We start from the raw sequence: 17,842 nt of genomic DNA, 5'->3' as shown, positions 1-17,842 counted from the left end.
ACAAACCCCCGAACGGACAAAACGTACCATGTTTTTTCCTCTTTTTTTAAAAATCAATTCCAAATGGATACATATAAAAAACCTGTTGGATGTCAACAGGTAATTTACTTTAACGCAAATAGGTCAAATAGCGCTCATACCATATGTCGATAAAGTCCGGGCTGAACGGGCCTTTCCGCTGACGGATCCAGTGAATGAGGATGTCCACATTCCGCTTTAAAATATGGTCTATAACATCTGGATAGCCCATTTTTTTGCGGTGGTACTCATATTCATCCTCATCCAGCAGGGTAAACGTCATGTCCGGATATACTTTAATATCCAAATCATAATCGATATATTTCAGCGCTTCGCTGTCGTAAACAAACGGGGAACCCAAATTACAGTAATAATAGACCCCGTCTGCGCGAATCATTCCAATAATATTGAACCAATGGTCCGCGTGAAAGTAGCAGATCGCAGGTTCCCTCGTTATCCATGTCCTTCCGTCCGACTCGGTCACAAGCGTCCTGTCGTTCGCGCCAATCACCAATGTCTTTGTGCTTTTCAAAACGGTTGTTTCTTCCCATATACGGTGAATATGGCCGTTATGCTTATAGCTTTGTATTTGTATTTTATCACCTTCAGACGGAATCCCCATAATCTCATGCCTACTTTCATGATTGTTTATGTAAACCCCCGCCCGTACAGGGGTTTTGGAACAAATGGCCGACAGCATCCACTCCGGAAACGGCCGGGGCAAGCTCTTATGTATATTATGGAACGGAACAGGTTATTTTTTATTTATTATAACGGTTATTGGAAATTTTTAAAACAAAACAACCCTATTTTGAATAGGATTGTTTAAGTGCAGATTTTCGAGCTCCGGTAAACGCGGATCAATTCCGCCGTCTGCGTTTCAAAAACTTTTTGGATTTCGTGCAATTCTTCATTCATCCTTTTAATTTCCGCGAGTAAGTCGTCCGCTTTAGCTTCTTCCTCAAGTTTCAGCAGTTCCGATTCGATTTTCCTGCATCTTTCTATTTCCGATTGCAAATACAGCAGTTTGTCCATCGTATCCATTTGCTGCACCACAAGCCGATTAAATTCTCCCATCATACGATTCCCCCCAAAAGGACAAATTTAACTTTTCAATAACACATATTCTGGACGTCGGGTAAAACTCCTTTGACTGCTTTTGTCGAATGCCGGGGCGACAAATGCAAAAAAGGGGCACCCGAACCGGATGCCCCTTTGTATCGCGTTATTGCTGGCCGAATTGTCCAGCATTTTGCGATTTTTTCGCTTCAGATTGCTGGTTTTGCTTTCTTACTTCCTGAGCGTCAGTTTCGCTTGCGAATTCAGAACCGAAAGATCCTTGGCCGGAAGCAGATTGCGCATTTTGCTTTTTTACTTCCTGCGCATTTGTTTCGCTGGCAAATTCAGAACCGAAATTTCCTTTGGCAGCTTTGTTGAAGTTTTTTGCCATCGTTATCACCTCCACGAGTATAATGTAACCAGAGGCGAAACGAATTATCCTTTCAATCAAACATTACAAAAAAAGGAAATGTACTTAATTCAACAGCAACGACCGGCCCCCGTCAACAATAATCGTCTGCCCGCGGATCATGAACGCATCATCCGAAATGAAAAACCGCACCGCTTTGACCATATCCCCGATTTCAACCATCCGCCCCGCCGGCGTGTTTTTCCGCGCATCTTCTAGCATCTCTTCGCGGTTTGGAAAATGGCTGAGTGCATCGGTATCCAAAACGCCGCCCGATACGGCATTTACGCAAATATTTTTCGGGGCCAGTTCAACCGCCAAATAGCGCGTCAACGCTTCGATCGCCGCTTTCGAGACGCCGACAGCCGTATAATTTTCTATATAGCGGATTGAACCTAATGAGCTTATGCTTACGATTTTGCCGCCGCCGTTTTTTTCCATCAATTTGGAGGCTTCCCTGGCGCAGAATAAAAAAGCTTTGCTGTTGATATCCATCGTCCAGTCCCAGTGCCGCTCTTCCAGTTCCATCGCCGGGCGCAGGACACCGGACGCGGCATTATTCACCAACACATCAAGCCTGCCGTATGTATCCTGAATTTGCGCAAACATCTCTTTAATTTTTTTCACATCACCGACATTCGCTTTCACGAGCAGCGCCTTTTGCCCCCGTTTTTCAATTTCTTCGGCAACTTCCATCGCCTTAGACCGGCTCCGGGCATAATTTATCACAAGATCATAGCCCATCTCTGCAAGATCAAGCGCGATTGCTCCGCCGAGGCCGCGGCTTGCCCCTGTTACAAGTGCCACTTTATTTGCCATGGATTACACCTTCCCTACGTATTTTCAAAGGCTGCAGTTGATTTCCCCGAAAATCGGCTTTTTTTCCGGGGGCACCGCACATCCGCAACCAATTGAACAGTTTTATTAAAAAAATTATCTTTGAAACCGGTTCAGCCTGTCGTAAAATGATTTTAAAAATTCATATAACTTTTTTTCAGACGGCGCAATTTCCCTTTTTTTCGGAACCATCACGCCAACCGGGCGCATAAATTGGGTATCGCTGATTTCAGCCGTTACGATTTCTTTAGACAAATTAAATAATAGCGCAGGCTCCGGAAGTATTGCAACACCCGTTCCGCTTGCTACGAGCCCTTTAATGGTCTCCATATCCTCGCCTTCAAAAGCAATTGCAGGTTCAAAACCGGCCTGCTGGCATGCGGACACGAGCATTTCCCGGATTAAAAACCCGGACCGGAACGTAATAAAATGTTCGGATTTCAGCTGGGAGAGCCGGATCAACTCCTGGCCCGAAAGCCAATGGTCGCGGCGGAAAAGTAGCATCAGCTTTTCCATATATAAAATTTCTCCGGCCACAGCCGGATGATTATCGGGAACAGGGGAAGAGATGGCCAAATCAAGCTCCCCGTTTTCGATTAACCGAGTTAAATAGTTTGGGGTGCCCTGCACGAACTGGTACTGCAAATTCGGATGCATTTTCCGGAACTGCGCGAGCAGCGCCGAAAACGGCTGCACCGACAGGCCGGTAGAAAAGCCGAGACGGACATGGCCCGTATCTGGATCCAAAAATTCATTCATTCTTTGCTTTGCTTTATTGATTTCATTCACAACTTTTTCGGCATGTTCCAGGAATACTTTGCCGATCGGCGTCAGCTTGACATTTCTTCCCTCACGCAAAAACAGGGTGACGCCGAGCTCCGCTTCCAGCAAAGAGATTTGCCTGCTGATCGCCGACTGGGCGACATGAAGGTCTTCTGCCGCCCTTGTCACATGCTCCCTTTTTGCAACTTCAATAAAGTAAATTAACTGCCTTAATTCCATTCGCCATCACACCATTCTCAAAATGAGATTAATTTCATCTTAATAATATATTGTAAGAAAGAATAACAAGAGGGTAAAATTTAAAATAATCTTACTTTTCGGACTCGAGCTGATTAATGGAAGGAATGTGAAGCAATGAATAATCAACATTATGGACTTTACCGATCAGAATATGAGCATGATGCATGCGGCATCGGCTTTTACGCGGATATTAAAGGCCGCGCGTCTCATGAGATTATCACAACCGCTCTGGAAATGCTGAGAAGGCTGGATCACCGTGCCGGTAAAAATGCAGATGAAACAACGAGCGACGGCGCCGGCATTTCAATGCAAATTCCGCATGAGTTCTTTGAAGCCGTATGTTCCTTCACCCTTCCGAAAAAAGGGGAGTATGCTGTAGGAATGCTCTTCCTACCACATGATCCGCACGCCCGAAACGAAATACTGGTCGAATTTAAAACGCAGGCTTCTTCTCTCGGCCTTTCCGTCCTCGGTGTGCGCGATGTGCCTGTAAATCCGGGTATACTTGGCCGGCAGGCGGAAGAATCACGGCCGCACATCGTTCAGATTTTCGTCTCTTCTTCAAACGATAACACGAAAGAATCGGTTTTTCAAAGAAATGTCTATATTTTGCGGAAACTGGTGGAGAACAAATTTAGTTCTTCTTTTTATGCCGCCAGTTTTTCCAATCAAACAATTGTTTATAAAGGCATGCTTTCTGCAGATCAGCTTCCTTTATTTTACGTTGACCTGCAGGATGGGCGATTCAAATCGGCGTTGGCGCTGATCCACTCCCGTTTCAGCACCAATACTTTCCCGAGCTGGGAAAGGGCCCATCCAAACCGGATGATCGCCCATAACGGCGAAATCAATACGATTAAAGGCAATGTCAACTGGTTTAACGCGAAAATCCCATTATTCGCTAATCAGCTGGATCTTGAAGCACTGGAAAAAGTCCAACCCGTGATCAACGCGAGCGGATCGGACTCCGCGATCTTTGACAATGTGCTTGAATTTTTGACGATGAACGGCATCTCCCTTCCGCACGCCATTATGATGATGGTGCCGGAGCCGTGGGAAAGCAGCGAAGACCTTCCGCCATATTTAAGATCATTTTATGAATACCACAGCCAGATCATGGAACCATGGGACGGCCCGATGGCGCTGGAATTTACAAACGGAAAACAAATCGGGGCGGTGCTTGACCGGAACGGATTGCGCCCTGCCCGTTACTATATTACAAATGACGATAAGATCATTTTTGCTTCTGAAGTCGGCGTTGTTGACGTTGAACCGGAAAATGTAAAAGAACGCCGCCATTTAAAACCGGGACAGCTTTTGTTTGTGGATCTTGAAAAAGGCATGCTGATCCCGAGTGATGAATTAAAAGCGCAGATCAGCCTGGAAAAACCATATGCGGACCATCTCGAAGAATCCGTGATCAAACTGCCGGCAGACAAACATTTAATACCGGCCGCATCCCAGCTGGAAAAAAATGAACTTTCTTATTTGCAAACTTTATTCGGCTACACTTACGAAGAATTAACGAAATCAATAGTGCCAATGGCGCAGGAAATGAAGGAACCGATCGGGGCGATGGGGGTTGATACGCCGATCGCGGTACTGTCGGAACGCCCGCAGCTTTTGTTCCATTATTTCAAACAAAGTTTCTCGCAGGTCACGAATCCCCCGATCGATTCCATCCGCGAAGCCTGCGTCCTTTCAACGGTCACATGGCTAGGTCCGCAAGTCTCTCTTGACGGGCACGATGATACCACCCATAAAAAAATCCAATTGGAACATCCGTTTTTAAGCACGGCAAAATTTCATGCCATACAAAACCAGGGTCTGAAAGCTGCTGTCCTCCCTGCTTACCATTCGCCTGATACAAGCCTTGAACAGGCACTGAAACAGTTGCTTAAGCTGGTGGACGAAAAAATTGAAGAAGGGTCGGAAATCCTAATCCTTTCCGACCGTGCAGTCGGCCAAAGCGCCGTTCCGATCCCGTCCTTGCTTGCCGTGTCGGCCGTGCACCAGCATATGATTCGCCGCGGCACAAGGCCGAAAGCAAGCCTTGTCCTCGATTCCGGGGAACCCAGGGATGCGCACCATATGGCCGCCTTGCTCGGGTACGGCGCGGATGCCATCCATCCATATCTTGCGCTTGAAACGATTAGAGGCTTAATCGAAGAAGGGCATATCAGCCTGCCATTTAAAAAAGCAAGCGAAAATTACTTGAAAGTTATCAAGAAAAGCGTCGTCAAAATCATGACAAAAGTCGGGATTACGACGCTGCAAAGCTATCGTGGCGCGCAAACATTCGAAGCGCTCGGCATCGCAGAAAGTGTTGTGGACCGCTACTTCACCGGTACCGTATCGCAAATCGGCGGCATCGGGCTTGAAGAAATCGGCATGGAGTCTTATAAACGTTATGAAAAAGCCCAGGAAATCCTTTTCCATTACAATAAAGCGCTCGATCCGGGCAGCGAACTGCAGTGGCGGAAAGACGGCGAGTACCATTTATTTAACCCGCAAATGATGTACACGCTCCAGCAGGCGGCACGGACGAACAATAAAGAATTGTACCGCCGGTTTTCCGAAATGTACCACCACGGGCCTTACGCGACGATCCGGAGCCTGCTAACGATCAAAAGCAACCGGAAACCGATCCCAATTGATGAGGTGGAACCGGTGGAATCCATTTGGAAAAGATTTAAGACAGGTGCAATGTCTTACGGTGCATTGAGCAAAGAAGCCCACGAAGCGCTCGCCATTGCTATGAACCGCATCGGCGGAAAGAGCAACAGCGGCGAGGGTGGAGAGGAAAAAGAACGCTACGTGCGCGATGCCAACGGGGATTTCAGGCGGAGCGCCATCAAACAAGTTGCTTCCGGCCGATTTGGCGTCACAAGTCTTTATTTGACCGAAGCGGATGAAATCCAAATTAAAATGGCCCAGGGCGCTAAGCCGGGCGAAGGCGGACAGCTGCCGGGCTCAAAAGTATATCCATGGATCGCGGAAGTGCGCGGCTCCACGCCGGGCGTCGGTTTAATCTCGCCTCCTCCTCATCATGATATATATTCGATTGAGGATCTGGCACAGCTCATTTATGATTTGAAGAGCGCAAACCCGAGCGCCCGCATTTCCGTAAAACTCGTGTCAAAAGCAGGTGTCGGAACGATTGCGGCAGGCGTGGCAAAAGGCCTCGCCGATACGATTTTGATCAGCGGACATGACGGCGGCACCGGAGCCAGCCCGCAAACAAGCATCAAACATGCCGGCATGCCTTGGGAACTCGGCCTCGCTGAAACCCATCAAACATTAACGCTGAATGGCTTGCGCAACCGCGTGGTGCTGGAAACGGATGGTAAGCTGATGACCGGAAGGGATGTTGTCATTGCCGCCTGCCTCGGTGCCGAAGAATTCGGCTTCTCCAGCGCACCGCTTGTCGTGCTCGGCTGCATCATGATGCGCGCCTGCCATCTTGATACATGCCCGGTCGGGGTTGCCACGCAAAATCCGAAACTGCGTGCCAATTTTATGGGCAAACCGGAACATGTCGTCAATTATATGCGCTTTATCGCAGAAGAAGTCCGTGAAATTTTGGCTGAATGCGGCTACCGCAGTCTCGATGAACTTGTCGGCGAAACGGGCCTGTTAAAAATGAAAGACGAAGTGAAAAACCATTGGAAAGCAAAACAGCTCAATTTCGATAAACTATTGTTTAAAGCAAACGAAACACCGCTTTCCGTACAAGGAAAAACCACCCAAAACCATAAAATGGAAGAACGTTTTGACAGCCGTGAATTGCAACATCTTTCCATATCCGTACGGAACAAGCAAAAGGCAGCCATTACCCTGCCTGTACGCAATACAGACCGGGCAATTGGCACCACTTTGGGCCATATCATTACAAAAGAATACGGTGACCGCGGGCTGCCGGAAGATTTTATCCAAATTAACCTGAACGGTTCCGCCGGCCAAAGCTTTGGAGCGTTTATTCCAAAAGGCCTCACCTTATATCTTGAAGGCGACGCAAACGATTATGTCGGCAAAGGGTTATCCGGCGGAAAAATCATTGTTAAACCAGGAAACGGATGGCTGCATAATGAAGAACAGGCCATTATAGGGAATACCGCTTTCTTCGGTGCCACCTCCGGTGAAGCATACATCCGCGGAACAGCCGGCCAGCGGTTCTGTGTCCGCAACAGCGGTGTGCATGCCGTCGTAGAAGGAATCGGCGACCACGGCTGTGAATACATGACAGGAGGACGCGTTGTCGTGCTCGGTTCCATCGGCAAAAACTTTGCTGCCGGAATGTCCGGCGGAATCGCCTATATCTACACCGGCATTATGGGCGAAGATGAAGCTTTATCGCAAGTTAACCAGGAACTTGTCAGCGTTGAAGACGCCGAAGCCGATGAAGACATGCGCGAACTTTACCATATGATCCAGAAACATTACCAATATACCGGCAGCCCGATTGCAAAACGTATTTTGAAAAATTGGGAATGGTCTCTGCATCAGTTTGTGAAGATTGTGCCTCGCGAATATAAAGCGATGATGGAACTGATCCAATACTTCCAGGATCAGCAAATGCCGCTTGACGAAGCAAAACTGGCTGCATTTGAATTTAAAAAATCCGGGAAGAGCCTGCCGGCAATCGAAAAAGAAGCAGCTTTTCCGACTAAAGCAAAATAACGATAATCAATATTCATCCGTCAGCCGTCGGATGGATTTGTTGGGAGTGTGAGACATGCGCGGAACGACAGACTTTATTGACCAAAAACGTGAAAAGCCGAAAGAAATCGATGCACTCGAACGGATCGCAACATGGAAAGAGTACCAAAAACCTTTTCCGGAAGAGAAACTGAAAATCCAGGCATCCCGCTGTATGGAATGCGGCACCCCGTTTTGCCAGATGGGGGAATTAATCGGCCGGCAAACGAGCGGCTGCCCTCTTTACAATTTAATTCCGGAATGGAACACGCTTGCCGCTCAGGGAAAATGGGAAGAAGCATACTACCGCCTGCTTTTGACTAATAATTTCCCTGAATTTACTTCCCGCGCCTGCCCCGCCCCGTGCGAAGGGTCATGCACAGCCGGGCTGGTCAGTGAGCCGGTCACCATTAAAAGCATTGAAAAAGCGATCATTGACCGCGCCTATAAAGAAGGTTGGGTAAAGCCGAGAATCCCGCTGAAACGGAATGGCTTAAAAGTGGCTGTTGTCGGAAGCGGACCTGCCGGTATGGCGGCAGCCGATGATTTGAACCAAGCCGGCTATGATGTGACAGTTTTTGAAAAAGAAGATCGCTTTGGCGGGCTGTTAATGTACGGAATTCCGAACATGAAAATCGAAAAGCAGTATGTTCAGCGCAGAATTGACCTACTTCAGGCTGAAGGCATCGAATTTATAGCCAATACGGAAATCGGAAAAGATATTACCTTGGAAGAGCTTCAGGAAACATATGACGCTGTCCTGCTCTGCATCGGCGCGGAAAAGCAGCGTGAAATAGACATTCCGGGACGCGGGTTGAAAGGTATATATCCGGCGATGGAATATTTGAAAACAAGCACAAAACACCTGCTGGATAACGGCGGCAACGGTGAACCCCGCATTACAGCGAAAGGCAAAAAAGTGATTGTGATCGGCGGCGGGGACACCGGTGCGGACTGCGTGGCAACAGCCATCCGCCAGGGCTGTAAAAGTGTTGTACAATTTGGCAAACACGGCGAACTACCGAAAGAACGCCCGGAACATGAGCCGTGGCCTGTTAACCCATCCCTGTTTACGTTGGATTATGCTTACGAAGAAACGTTTAAAGCGTTCGGGGAAGACCCGCGGAAATATTATATCCAAACAACAGAATTTCTCGGCAATGAAGACGATGAAGTCACCGGTCTCCTCACCGTTCCTTTCACAGATGAGCCTGTTGCGGAGAAGCAACTTTGGAAAGCGGATCTTGTCCTGATCGCAATCGGATTTGAGGGTGTTGATCCTACCAAAGCGGCGGGCGCAGAACTCCAAAACGGGCGCATTCAAACACGCCCGGGAAGCTTTCAAACGAACCGTGAAGGCGTCTTTGCCGCAGGGGATGCGAAACGCGGCGCAAGCCTCATCGTCTGGGCAATGCAGGAAGGAAAAAAAGCAGCAAAAGAAATTGAATTGTATCTTGCGCAAAAAACCGCTGCCGCCCAGCTACCGTCTGTTTAACATTAAAATTAAAGAGGTTGCCCATAGCCTGTAAGACGGTTATAGGCAACCCCTTTTTTGTATGAAAACAAATATGAATAAATGGAAACACTTAAATTAACCCTCATCCTTATATTTTCCTGAATCCGTGGCGAAAACCTAATGAATGGCTTTCGTAGGCAGGTTTTCCAAGCTGAATTTCGAAAAATAACTGATTTTTTGTTCTATTGTATTTTGCTTCATTGGTAAGTTATGAATGTACACTATTTGAGCAGTTTTATGGCATGCCAATTTTCCAACATTTATTCTACATCACGCTGACTAACCTTTTTCGACCATCCCGCGTTATTTTAACGCCCGGTAAGCTTTCCAAATTTTTTGATGTGAGACCGGGAATGCGTACTTTTCAATTTCCCACGCCGGTACGCATTTCAACTCATCCGTTCCCTCTACCCGGTTTTTTATCTTTCCGCGGTAAACACGAATATCCCAAATTAAGTGGGTAAATACATGGCGGATTTCTGTAAAATAATCCGTTTCAAGCTCAGCTTCTATTCCGAATTCCTCAGAAAGATAATCTTTCAGCACCTGCCTTGCCGGCAAGAAGGAGCTTTCTTCCGTTTGGACAAATTCCCACATGTTTGCAAGCAGACCTTTACCCGGCCGTTTATGAATCACAATACGGCCGTCTCCATCCTCCAGTACCGCTGCAGCCAGCTGGATCTGTTTTTGTTTTTTTCCTTTTGATTTAACAGGGAGCACTTCTGTTGTTCCTTCAGCAAATGCCCGGCAATGGTCGCGGACGGGGCAAAGCAGACATGACGGTGATTTTGACGTGCAAACAAGCGCCCCCAGCTCCATTAACGCCTGGTTAAAAAAAGACGGGTTTTCATGTGAAATCAGTTTTCGTACGGCATCTTCAAAAATTTTCCGTGATGAAGGCTTGGCTATGTCTTCCCATACGGATAAAATTCTTGAAAGCACCCGCATGACATTGCCATCCACTGCCGGTTCCGGCTGGCCGTACGCAATACTTAAAATCGCGCCGGCAGTATAAGGCCCCACCCCTTTCAGCTTTGCCACTTCTTTAGGCGTTTTTGGCACAGTACCGCCGTATTTTTCCTGTACCTCTTTCACGGCAGTGTGCAGGTTTCGGACACGTGAATAGTAGCCAAGCCCTTCCCATTCTTTTAACACTTCATCTTCATCCGCATCCGCCAGCGCTTCTAGCGTCGGAAATTTTTCCATAAAACGCTGAAAATAAGGGATGACAGTATCCACCCTTGTTTGCTGCAGCATGATTTCCGACACCCAAATTTTATAAGGATCACTGTCGCGCCGCCATGGAAGATCCCGCATTTCCCTTTCAAACCAGGAAATTAAATCCTTTTGAAAGGCATGTATATCAAAACCTGTAAAATCGATTGGTAAATTTTTCTCCACTTTACATCCTCCAAATGATTGTTACATCCGCTTTTTGATGGGAAAAATATAAACGAGAAAATACTGTATTGTATTACTCATAACTGTTGCAATTCTTTTTAATTTACCATATGATGAAGGCATAATGAAAGAAATTAGCGCTTTACAACAGGACCAGAACCACTTTTAGGAGGAATAAGATTGGATACAGGAACCCATGTTGTAATGGGATTTGCACTCGGTGGTTTGGCAACATTAGACCCTGTAGTTGCACAAGATGCGGTTCATTTTCACAGCGTACTTATTGCCACGGTTTTAGGTTCACAGGCACCGGATATTGATACGGTATTGAAGTTTAAAAATAATGCGGTTTACATCCGCAACCACCGCGGCGTTACCCACTCCGTTCCCGCCGTTTTGCTGTGGCCGCTCGCCATTACGGCTGTACTCAGCATCTTCTTCCCGGGAACTGACGCGCTCCATTTGTGGTTGTGGTCGTTTTTAGCCGTTTTCCTGCACGTTTTCGTTGATATTTTCAACGCGTACGGAACGCAGGCACTCCGCCCGTTTACTTATAAATGGGTTGCTCTTGGTGTGATCAATACGTTTGACCCTTTCATTTTCACAATCCATGTCATCGGCTTGGTCGCTTGGGCGCTTGGGGCACAGCCGGGCGCAACTTTTCTGGCCATGTATTTTATTATATTCCTATATTATATCGCCAAATTCCTGGCCCGTCACGATGTAAAAAAAGCCGTTTTGGCCATTATCCCGGACGCGGAAAATATCATTATTTCACCAACAATCCGTTTTAACCAGTGGAAAATTGCGGTGAAAACGAAAGATGCTTATTATGTTGCAAAAGCATATAAATCAGATATTACCGTGCTGGATAAATTCAAACGGCTGCCTGTACCGGAAAATGACATTTTGCAGGCGGCAAAACAGGATAAAAACTTATCGTCTTTCCTGAGTTTTTCCCCTGTTTACAGCTGGCAGGTAAAAGAGTATGAGGGCGGCTACCAGGTCCGTTTTACCGACCTGCGTTACCGGACAAACGGCCATTATCCGTTCGTTGCCGTTGTCAAGCTCAATCAGGATCTGGAAATTACCGGTTCCTATACCGGCTGGATTTTCAATAAGGATAAATTGAAGAAAAAACTTGATGTCGTGCCAAGATAAGGTGCGTTTCCTTATGTTGCAAAATACGCATAATAACCGGTGCGGGGGCTTTTCCCGTACCGGTTATTATTATAGGAGGGCTGTAACATGCGCAATAAAGAAAAAGGATTCCCGTTTCATCGTGACAATAAATTTGAAGGTGAGCCGCGCGCAAAAGCTGAATATGCTTCAAAGCGCGCGGACGGCACAACCAACACCCATCCGCAGGAACGCATGCACGCTTCAAGCCACCGGGGGCAGTAGGGCAAAAAGGGCTGTTAAAAAGCAGGGATCATTGCTTTTGGCAACCCCTGTTCTGCTGCTGATCCGATTGGGAGTTTTCATTTTTTATTAGGGTCTCGAAAAGACCAATTCGCTCATGTTAAAACTTTCAAACTGTCTTAAGGCCCTTATAAAAGACATTTCTCAGGCCGGTTCAACTCGTTTTGTCCTTCCGGCATCAATTCCGCCTCATTTTGTCCTTTAGCGCCCGCCATGCTTATTCCTGCCGTCCCGCTTTCCTACATCCACTCCTTAAAACCTCATTTCACTTCTTTCAGCATCGAGATCGGCAGGGCTTCGATCGGTTTACCGCCGCTGATCCGGTAACCCCAGGCAAATACGCCTTCAATGTAGTCGATTTTAAAATAAGCGCCAGGATCCCCTTCGATCTCGTAAATTTCCCCTTTTTTAAAAGAAGCCGGATCGAGCAAATAAGACCTGGCCATTGCAATTTTCCGCTCCAGAACGGCAAATTCATTAACGATGCCAAGCTGCTCCGCTTTCCGCGCTTTCTCCGTCAATTGTGCAATTTCCTGCTTCAGTTCATACTCGCTCATTTCGCTGTACCTTTTTTCCATTTGTTCCATCCCCCTATTCCTGCTCCCGCAAATAACGTTCAATCATATCGAGCGGAAACCCTCTCCGATATAAAAACTGCTTTATTTTCTGTCCGTATTCATATCCTGACAAATTCCGGTATTTGCGCTTTGCTTTTTCCGCCTGCACCAAAAGCGCTTCCCACTCTTCTTTTTCCCCCTTCTCAAGATGGAGCCTTTCCATCGCCAATGCAATTATATCAGGCGGGTACCCTTTTCCTGCCAGCCCCTGCGCCACTTTTTGTTTTAAAAGTTTCTCCGAAAGCCTGGCGTGCTGCCTGGCCAGTTTTTCCGCATAAGCATAGGCTTGCTTCACTTGTTTCTCCGTATGAAATTCCTCAAGCGCTTTTTCAATAAGGTCTGGCGCAATACCTTTTTGCCGCAGTTCCATTTCAATTACAACCGGGCCTTTATACGTCGTATTCATTTGTGTGCGCACATAACTAGCGGCAAATTCCGCATCATCCAAGTACTGCATTTCATAAAGCTTTAAAATCACTTCCTGAATGACTTCAGGTGCAAAATCCTTTTTCTTGAGATCATCGCGAACTTCTTTTTCAGACCGCATCCGGTATGACAAAAACTGGATTGCAGTGTTGACCCCTTTTCGGACTTCATCCTGGGCCAGAATGGATTCGATATCGAGTTCGTTCAGTTCTTTCCCCTTTAAAAGTCGGAACCGCGCCAGCACTTCCTCATCAACACTGAAACGGTACTGGCCGTCCAGAAAAATATTGTAACGTTCTTTATTGTTTTTTTGAACAGAAATTTTTGTAATGACCGGCACACCAATACCTCCCTCGTCTCTTTATTTTACCATTCAAAGTGTAGGAAGCGTTAAATCGGGGAACACTAAATGAAAAAAGGAGGTTTTTGCAGTTGCCGAAAGACAAAAAAGTCCAAACAAAAAGCACGCTAAGAAGCATGCAGGAAGTAACCTATCAGAGAGAATTTAAAAAAGCGGACCGTGCCGGAGGGTATATGGACAAGGGGCGCAAATAATTACCTGTTTAAGAAAAACCTTTTGGGCAAAAAGTATGCTTGCGGGGCCTTCCGCAAAATGCTTGAAAGGGGTTTTCAGCATGGGCCGCGGGCATAAGCAGAAAACGCGCGATAAAAACAAAGCAACACTGCCGCAAGTACCGAAAAACATGAAAAGCGACGGGAAGGATATTGAATTTTCACGTGAACTTGCCGACCAGGACGATTTAGAGGCGCAAGCCCGTTCGGAAGCGGCGAAAAAAAGGGCAAAAAACAGAAGTTGACGGAGCAAAAGCGGGTGCCCGGCTGAGACCGGCTCCCGCTTTTTGTGGATATTGTGTATAATGCCTAAATTTCCCTATTTTCAAAAGCAGTGGTCTGTGCATAAAATTGTGCACATTTTTTGTGTATGAATTGTGGATATTGTTTATAACTTAAAATTAGCCTGAATTTCCTATGTTTTTCATGTGTATAAAACTGTGGGAAAATGTCACAGCTTCTGATCAGCCATTGTTTGTTTAGCGCTTGCAATCAGTTCTCGGATTGCTTCAGTATCGTCCTGCCTGAAAAGCTCGATAATTTTGCTGCCTGCAACGACGCCGGCACAGTAATTTGTTAGATGGCGGACATGTTCCGGTTTGGAAACGCCGAAGCCGGCAAGCACCGGTACCGGGCTGATTTCCGATAAGTAAGCCAAATAAGCCTCGATATTGTCGTGGAAACTCGTGCGGCTGCCGGTAGTGCCGGTGACCGTGACTGCGTAGAGGAAGCCTTCTGAACGAGCGGCAATTTCTTTCAGCCGATCTTTCGGGCTTGTAATCGCGGCAAGCCGGATCAGCGCAAGGCCACGCTTTTTCAGTTCCCCTGCAATGATCTCTTCTTCTTCAAGCGGCAAATCAGGAATGATCAGACCGGCAACGCCCGCTTCTACGCAGGAATCTGCAAATTTTTCCATCCCGAACGCAAAAATCGGGTTAAAATAAGTCATCAAAATAATCGGAACCTGCCTCGGATGGGCTTTTAAGTGGTCCAGCACTTTTTTGACCGTTGTGCCTTGTTTAAACGCGCGGAGGCCGGCAGCCTGGATTGTCGGGCCGTCTGCGACCGGGTCGGAAAACGGGATACCGAGCTCAATCGCCGTTGCGCCGCAGCTTTCTAAAAACCGCAGCTTTTTTTCGGTCTCCGCTAAACCGCCGTCCCCGGCCATAATATAAGGGACAAACGCTTTTTCATTACGGGCTAAAACATCTGCAAATGCCGCTTCCAATTTTTGTTTACCCATTCTTTTTCCCTCCCAGCAAGCGGCTGACCGCTTCAACATCTTTATCGCCGCGCCCCGACAGGCAAATCACAATGGAGTTATCTTTTCCCATTTCTTTGGCCAGTTTCAGCGCAAAGCTGACAGCATGGGCGCTTTCCAAAGCCGGAATGATGCCTTCCGTTTTGGAAAGCAGCTGGAAGGCTTCCAGCGCTTCTTCGTCGTTAATTGATGTATAAGTGACGCGGCCGATTTCTTTTAAATAGCTATGCTCAGGGCCAACACCCGGGTAATCGAGCCCAGCGGATACAGAGTAAGCTTCCTGGATCTGCCCGTCGTCATCTTGAAGCAAATACGTTTTCATGCCATGCAGAACGCCGAGCCTGCCATCGCTTAAAGAGGCCGCGTGTTTCCCGGTTTCAAAGCCGGCTCCCCCCGCTTCCACGCCGTACAATTTTACCATTTCATCCTGGACAAACGGATAAAACATGCCGATCGAGTTGCTGCCGCCGCCGACACAGGCGACAACCGCATCGGGAAGTCTGCCGGTCTGTTCAACGATCTGTTTTTTCGTTTCTTTCCCGATCACGCTTTGGAAGTCGCGGACAATTTGCGGGAATGGATGCGGTCCGACTGCCGATCCCATAATATAATGGGTGTCTTCTACATGGCTGACCCAGTAGCGCAGCGCTTCATTGACCGCGTCTTTAAGCGTGCCGCTCCCCTGCGTAACACTTTTAACCTTTGCTCCCAGCAGTTCCATCCGGAAGACATTTAATTTTTGCCGTCGGATATCTTCTTCACCCATAAAAATGAAACATTCGAGTCCAAGCAGCGCGCAAACGGTGGCGGTCGCTACCCCGTGCTGCCCGGCGCCTGTTTCGGCAACGACTTTCTTTTTCCCCATCCGGAGCGTCAGAAGTGCCTGCCCGACTGTGTTGTTGATTTTATGCGCCCCTGTATGGTTCAAGTCTTCGCGTTTTAAGAAAATTTTCGGACCTCCGCCGAGCTTTGTTAAGTTTTCCGCATAATAAAGCGGGGTTTCGCGGCCAACATATTGCTTCAACAATTCATTCAACTTCTGATGGAAGGCCGGGTCTTTTATTGCTTCATGATAGGCCTTCTCCAATTCATGAACTGCCGGCATCAGTGTTTCCGGCACGAATCTTCCGCCGAATGTCCCAAAGTGCCCGGTTTTATCGGGTTGTTTGTATGCTAACATAGCTGTCACGCTCCTCTAATTTTTGAAAAGCTTGTTTGGCTGCTGCCACAAAAGCTTTGATTTTTTCGGGATCTTTTTTCCCGTTTGTTTCCACGCCGCTTGAAACATCGACGATATGCGGCCTGACAGTGAGAATCGCTGTTTCAACGTTATCAGGCGAGAGCCCCCCTGCCAGCATGACCGTCCGCTCATTCGATAAATCTTTTGCCAATTCCCATTCAAAAGCTGTTCCACTTCCGCCGCGATATTTTCCACCCGGACTGTCCAAGAGCACAATATCGCAGCGGTAAGCTTTTAATGCGTCAATATCTGAAAGCGTTTGAACCGGAAAAGCTTTGATCACCGGATAAGGGATTTGGGCCGCTTGTTCCGTTGTTTCATCACCGTGGAGCTGGAGATAATCAAGGCAGGTCCTTTCTGCAATCTCCGCCATTCTTTCAGGGGTTTCATTGACGAACACGCCGACTTTTTCCACGTTTTCCGGCAATTGTTTTGCAATCAGCACCGCCTCATCTGGCTCAATTTTCCGTTTGCTTTCGGCAAAAACGAACCCGACCATATCGGCGCCCGCCGCAACAGCCGCCTGTGCCGCCTCAAGCGTTTGAATCCCGCAGATTTTCACTTTTCGTTTTTCCGGCACACCGGTGAGCCGTTTGACCGCTGCCAGCAGGTCTCCTGAGCGCATGAGCGTTTCACCGACTAAAATTCCTTTTGCACCGGCTCTTTCTACTCGAACAACGTCTTTCCGGGTGCGGATGCCGCTTTCGCTGATGATGAGGATTTCCGGATCATCGATTTTCCGTGCGAGCCGTTCAACAACGCCGAGATCCACTTCAAACGTCTTTAAGTTGCGGTTATTTATGCCGATAATGTCCGGACCCACTTGGAGCGCCGTCCCTAGCTCCTGTTCGGTATGCACTTCAAGCAACACTTCAAGCCCCTGGCCGCGCGCGTAACGATAAAGCTGTTCCAGGCGTTCCGGATTAAGTGCCGCAACAATCAGGAGAATGACGCTTGCGCCGTTTGCTCTTGCCCGGTCGATCTGGATTTCATCAATAATAAAATCTTTGCAAAGGACCGGTAGCCGGACCGCATCGCTTACTTCTTTCAAATCTTTGATCGTACCATTAAAAAAGGTTTCGTCCGTTAATACAGAAATCGCTCCGGCACCCGCTTTTTCGTAAGCAAGTGCCTGCTGAACCGGATCGACGACCGTTTTGATATCGCCTTTTGAAGGGGAAGCCCGTTTGATTTCGGCGATGATGCATGTTTTTTCCGCCTGCATAAACGTTTCATACAGGGAAGGGGCTTCCCGGTTTGCCGGCACGTACCTTTCTCCGGATGTTTTCAGGCGGGACACTTCTTTCTCTTTTTCGGCTAAAATTTTTTCCAAAAATGTCAA

Annotated in this window: 17 protein-coding genes; 6 read left to right on the top strand and 11 right to left on the bottom strand. The window is 47.5% G+C overall.

The genetic code is table 11. The annotated features are described in order from the left end of the window. Positions 1-109: 109 nt before the first annotated feature. From ntdP to gltC, 5 genes are all read right to left on the bottom strand, one after another. Complete coding sequence (ntdP, locus tag BpJC4_RS08200; RefSeq protein ID WP_151679609.1) at positions 110-640, bottom strand: nucleoside tri-diphosphate phosphatase; 531 nt, start codon at positions 638-640, stop codon at positions 110-112. A gap of 203 nt (positions 641-843) precedes the next feature. Continuing rightward, entirely contained in the window at positions 844-1,098 is a 255-nt protein-coding gene (locus BpJC4_RS08195; protein ID WP_151679610.1) for a YgaB family protein, read from the bottom strand. Positions 1,099-1,243: 145 nt separating this feature from the next. Beyond that, positions 1,244-1,468: a gamma-type small acid-soluble spore protein gene (locus BpJC4_RS08190; protein WP_151679611.1), complete on the bottom strand. Its 225-nt coding sequence runs from the start codon at positions 1,466-1,468 to the stop codon at positions 1,244-1,246. An 84-nt stretch (positions 1,469-1,552) separates the two neighbouring features. Then, positions 1,553-2,305, bottom strand: coding sequence for an enoyl-[acyl-carrier-protein] reductase FabL (gene fabL, locus BpJC4_RS08185; protein WP_151679612.1), 753 nt, complete (start codon positions 2,303-2,305; stop codon positions 1,553-1,555). Positions 2,306-2,419: 114 nt separating this feature from the next. Further along, positions 2,420-3,325, bottom strand: coding sequence for a glutamate biosynthesis transcriptional regulator GltC (gene gltC, locus BpJC4_RS08180; RefSeq protein ID WP_151679613.1), 906 nt, complete (start codon positions 3,323-3,325; stop codon positions 2,420-2,422). A gap of 135 nt (positions 3,326-3,460) precedes the next feature. Between gltC and gltB the strand changes: the two genes are divergently transcribed. Next, on the top strand, positions 3,461-8,026 hold the full coding sequence (gene gltB, locus BpJC4_RS08175; protein ID WP_151697763.1) for a glutamate synthase large subunit: 4,566 nt from the start codon (positions 3,461-3,463) through the stop codon (positions 8,024-8,026). 55 nt (positions 8,027-8,081) lie between these two features. Further along, complete coding sequence (locus BpJC4_RS08170) at positions 8,082-9,539, top strand: glutamate synthase subunit beta (RefSeq protein ID WP_151679615.1); 1,458 nt, start codon at positions 8,082-8,084, stop codon at positions 9,537-9,539. A 324-nt stretch (positions 9,540-9,863) separates the two neighbouring features. Here BpJC4_RS08170 and mutY read toward each other — a convergent pair whose 3' ends face one another. After that, a complete protein-coding gene (mutY, locus tag BpJC4_RS08165) occupies positions 9,864-10,961 on the bottom strand; it encodes an A/G-specific adenine glycosylase (protein WP_151679616.1) in 1,098 nt (365 codons plus the stop codon). Between the two features lie 180 nt (positions 10,962-11,141). Here mutY and BpJC4_RS08160 point away from each other — a divergent pair, with 180 nt between their 5' ends. Continuing rightward, entirely contained in the window at positions 11,142-12,122 is a 981-nt protein-coding gene (locus BpJC4_RS08160; RefSeq protein ID WP_151679617.1) for a metal-dependent hydrolase, read from the top strand. Positions 12,123-12,209: 87 nt separating this feature from the next. Then, entirely contained in the window at positions 12,210-12,365 is a 156-nt protein-coding gene (locus BpJC4_RS08155; RefSeq protein ID WP_151679618.1) for a small, acid-soluble spore protein K, read from the top strand. Positions 12,366-12,643: 278 nt separating this feature from the next. Here the strand turns inward: BpJC4_RS08155 and BpJC4_RS08150 are convergent, their stop codons facing one another. Continuing rightward, on the bottom strand, positions 12,644-12,961 hold the full coding sequence (locus BpJC4_RS08150; protein ID WP_151679619.1) for a YfhH family protein: 318 nt from the start codon (positions 12,959-12,961) through the stop codon (positions 12,644-12,646). Between the two features lie 13 nt (positions 12,962-12,974). After that, positions 12,975-13,766, bottom strand: coding sequence for a recombination regulator RecX (recX, locus tag BpJC4_RS08145; protein ID WP_151679620.1), 792 nt, complete (start codon positions 13,764-13,766; stop codon positions 12,975-12,977). A gap of 92 nt (positions 13,767-13,858) precedes the next feature. Here recX and BpJC4_RS08140 point away from each other — a divergent pair, with 92 nt between their 5' ends. Both BpJC4_RS08140 and BpJC4_RS08135 read left to right on the top strand, forming a co-directional pair. Further along, complete coding sequence (locus tag BpJC4_RS08140; protein WP_151679621.1) at positions 13,859-13,981, top strand: YfhE family protein; 123 nt, start codon at positions 13,859-13,861, stop codon at positions 13,979-13,981. Between the two features lie 80 nt (positions 13,982-14,061). Continuing rightward, entirely contained in the window at positions 14,062-14,244 is a 183-nt protein-coding gene (locus tag BpJC4_RS08135) for a YfhD family protein (RefSeq protein ID WP_151679622.1), read from the top strand. A 206-nt stretch (positions 14,245-14,450) separates the two neighbouring features. Here BpJC4_RS08135 and trpA read toward each other — a convergent pair whose 3' ends face one another. From trpA to trpC, 3 genes are read right to left on the bottom strand one after another with little or no spacing between them, the layout of a single operon-like run. Further along, positions 14,451-15,242, bottom strand: a complete 792-nt coding sequence (trpA, locus tag BpJC4_RS08130) for a tryptophan synthase subunit alpha (RefSeq protein WP_151679623.1) — start codon at positions 15,240-15,242, stop codon at positions 14,451-14,453. Further along, positions 15,235-16,440, bottom strand: a complete 1,206-nt coding sequence (trpB, locus tag BpJC4_RS08125; protein ID WP_151679624.1) for a tryptophan synthase subunit beta — start codon at positions 16,438-16,440, stop codon at positions 15,235-15,237. Before trpB ends, trpA begins: the two co-directional genes overlap by 8 nt. After that, complete coding sequence (gene trpC, locus BpJC4_RS08120) at positions 16,415-17,842, bottom strand: indole-3-glycerol phosphate synthase TrpC (protein WP_151679625.1); 1,428 nt, start codon at positions 17,840-17,842, stop codon at positions 16,415-16,417. The genes trpB and trpC overlap by 26 nt, the downstream gene beginning before the upstream one ends.

It is taken from the genome of Weizmannia acidilactici, from assembly GCF_008974185.1.
Taxonomy (GTDB): domain Bacteria; phylum Bacillota; class Bacilli; order Bacillales; family Bacillaceae_C; genus Weizmannia; species Weizmannia acidilactici.
Note: the sequence above shows the minus strand (reverse complement) of the source record. Positions and strands in the feature narration are given on the sequence as shown.

What these genes read in the sequence shown, in the direction of transcription:
- ntdP (WP_151679609.1), bottom strand. Translation starts at nt 640, where the DNA reads ATGGGGATTCCGTCTGAAGGTGATAAAATACAAATACAAAGCTATAAG.
- BpJC4_RS08195 (WP_151679610.1), bottom strand. Translation starts at nt 1,098, where the DNA reads ATGATGGGAGAATTTAATCGGCTTGTGGTGCAGCAAATGGATACGATG.
- BpJC4_RS08190 (WP_151679611.1), bottom strand. Translation starts at nt 1,468, where the DNA reads ATGGCAAAAAACTTCAACAAAGCTGCCAAAGGAAATTTCGGTTCTGAA.
- fabL (WP_151679612.1), bottom strand. Translation starts at nt 2,305, where the DNA reads ATGGCAAATAAAGTGGCACTTGTAACAGGGGCAAGCCGCGGCCTCGGC.
- gltC (WP_151679613.1), bottom strand. Translation starts at nt 3,325, where the DNA reads ATGGAATTAAGGCAGTTAATTTACTTTATTGAAGTTGCAAAAAGGGAG.
- gltB (WP_151697763.1), top strand. Translation starts at nt 3,461, where the DNA reads ATGAATAATCAACATTATGGACTTTACCGATCAGAATATGAGCATGAT.
- BpJC4_RS08170 (WP_151679615.1), top strand. Translation starts at nt 8,082, where the DNA reads ATGCGCGGAACGACAGACTTTATTGACCAAAAACGTGAAAAGCCGAAA.
- BpJC4_RS08155 (WP_151679618.1), top strand. Translation starts at nt 12,210, where the DNA reads ATGCGCAATAAAGAAAAAGGATTCCCGTTTCATCGTGACAATAAATTT.
- BpJC4_RS08150 (WP_151679619.1), bottom strand. Translation starts at nt 12,961, where the DNA reads ATGGAAAAAAGGTACAGCGAAATGAGCGAGTATGAACTGAAGCAGGAA.
- BpJC4_RS08135 (WP_151679622.1), top strand. Translation starts at nt 14,062, where the DNA reads ATGGGCCGCGGGCATAAGCAGAAAACGCGCGATAAAAACAAAGCAACA.
- trpA (WP_151679623.1), bottom strand. Translation starts at nt 15,242, where the DNA reads ATGGGTAAACAAAAATTGGAAGCGGCATTTGCAGATGTTTTAGCCCGT.
- trpB (WP_151679624.1), bottom strand. Translation starts at nt 16,440, where the DNA reads ATGTTAGCATACAAACAACCCGATAAAACCGGGCACTTTGGGACATTC.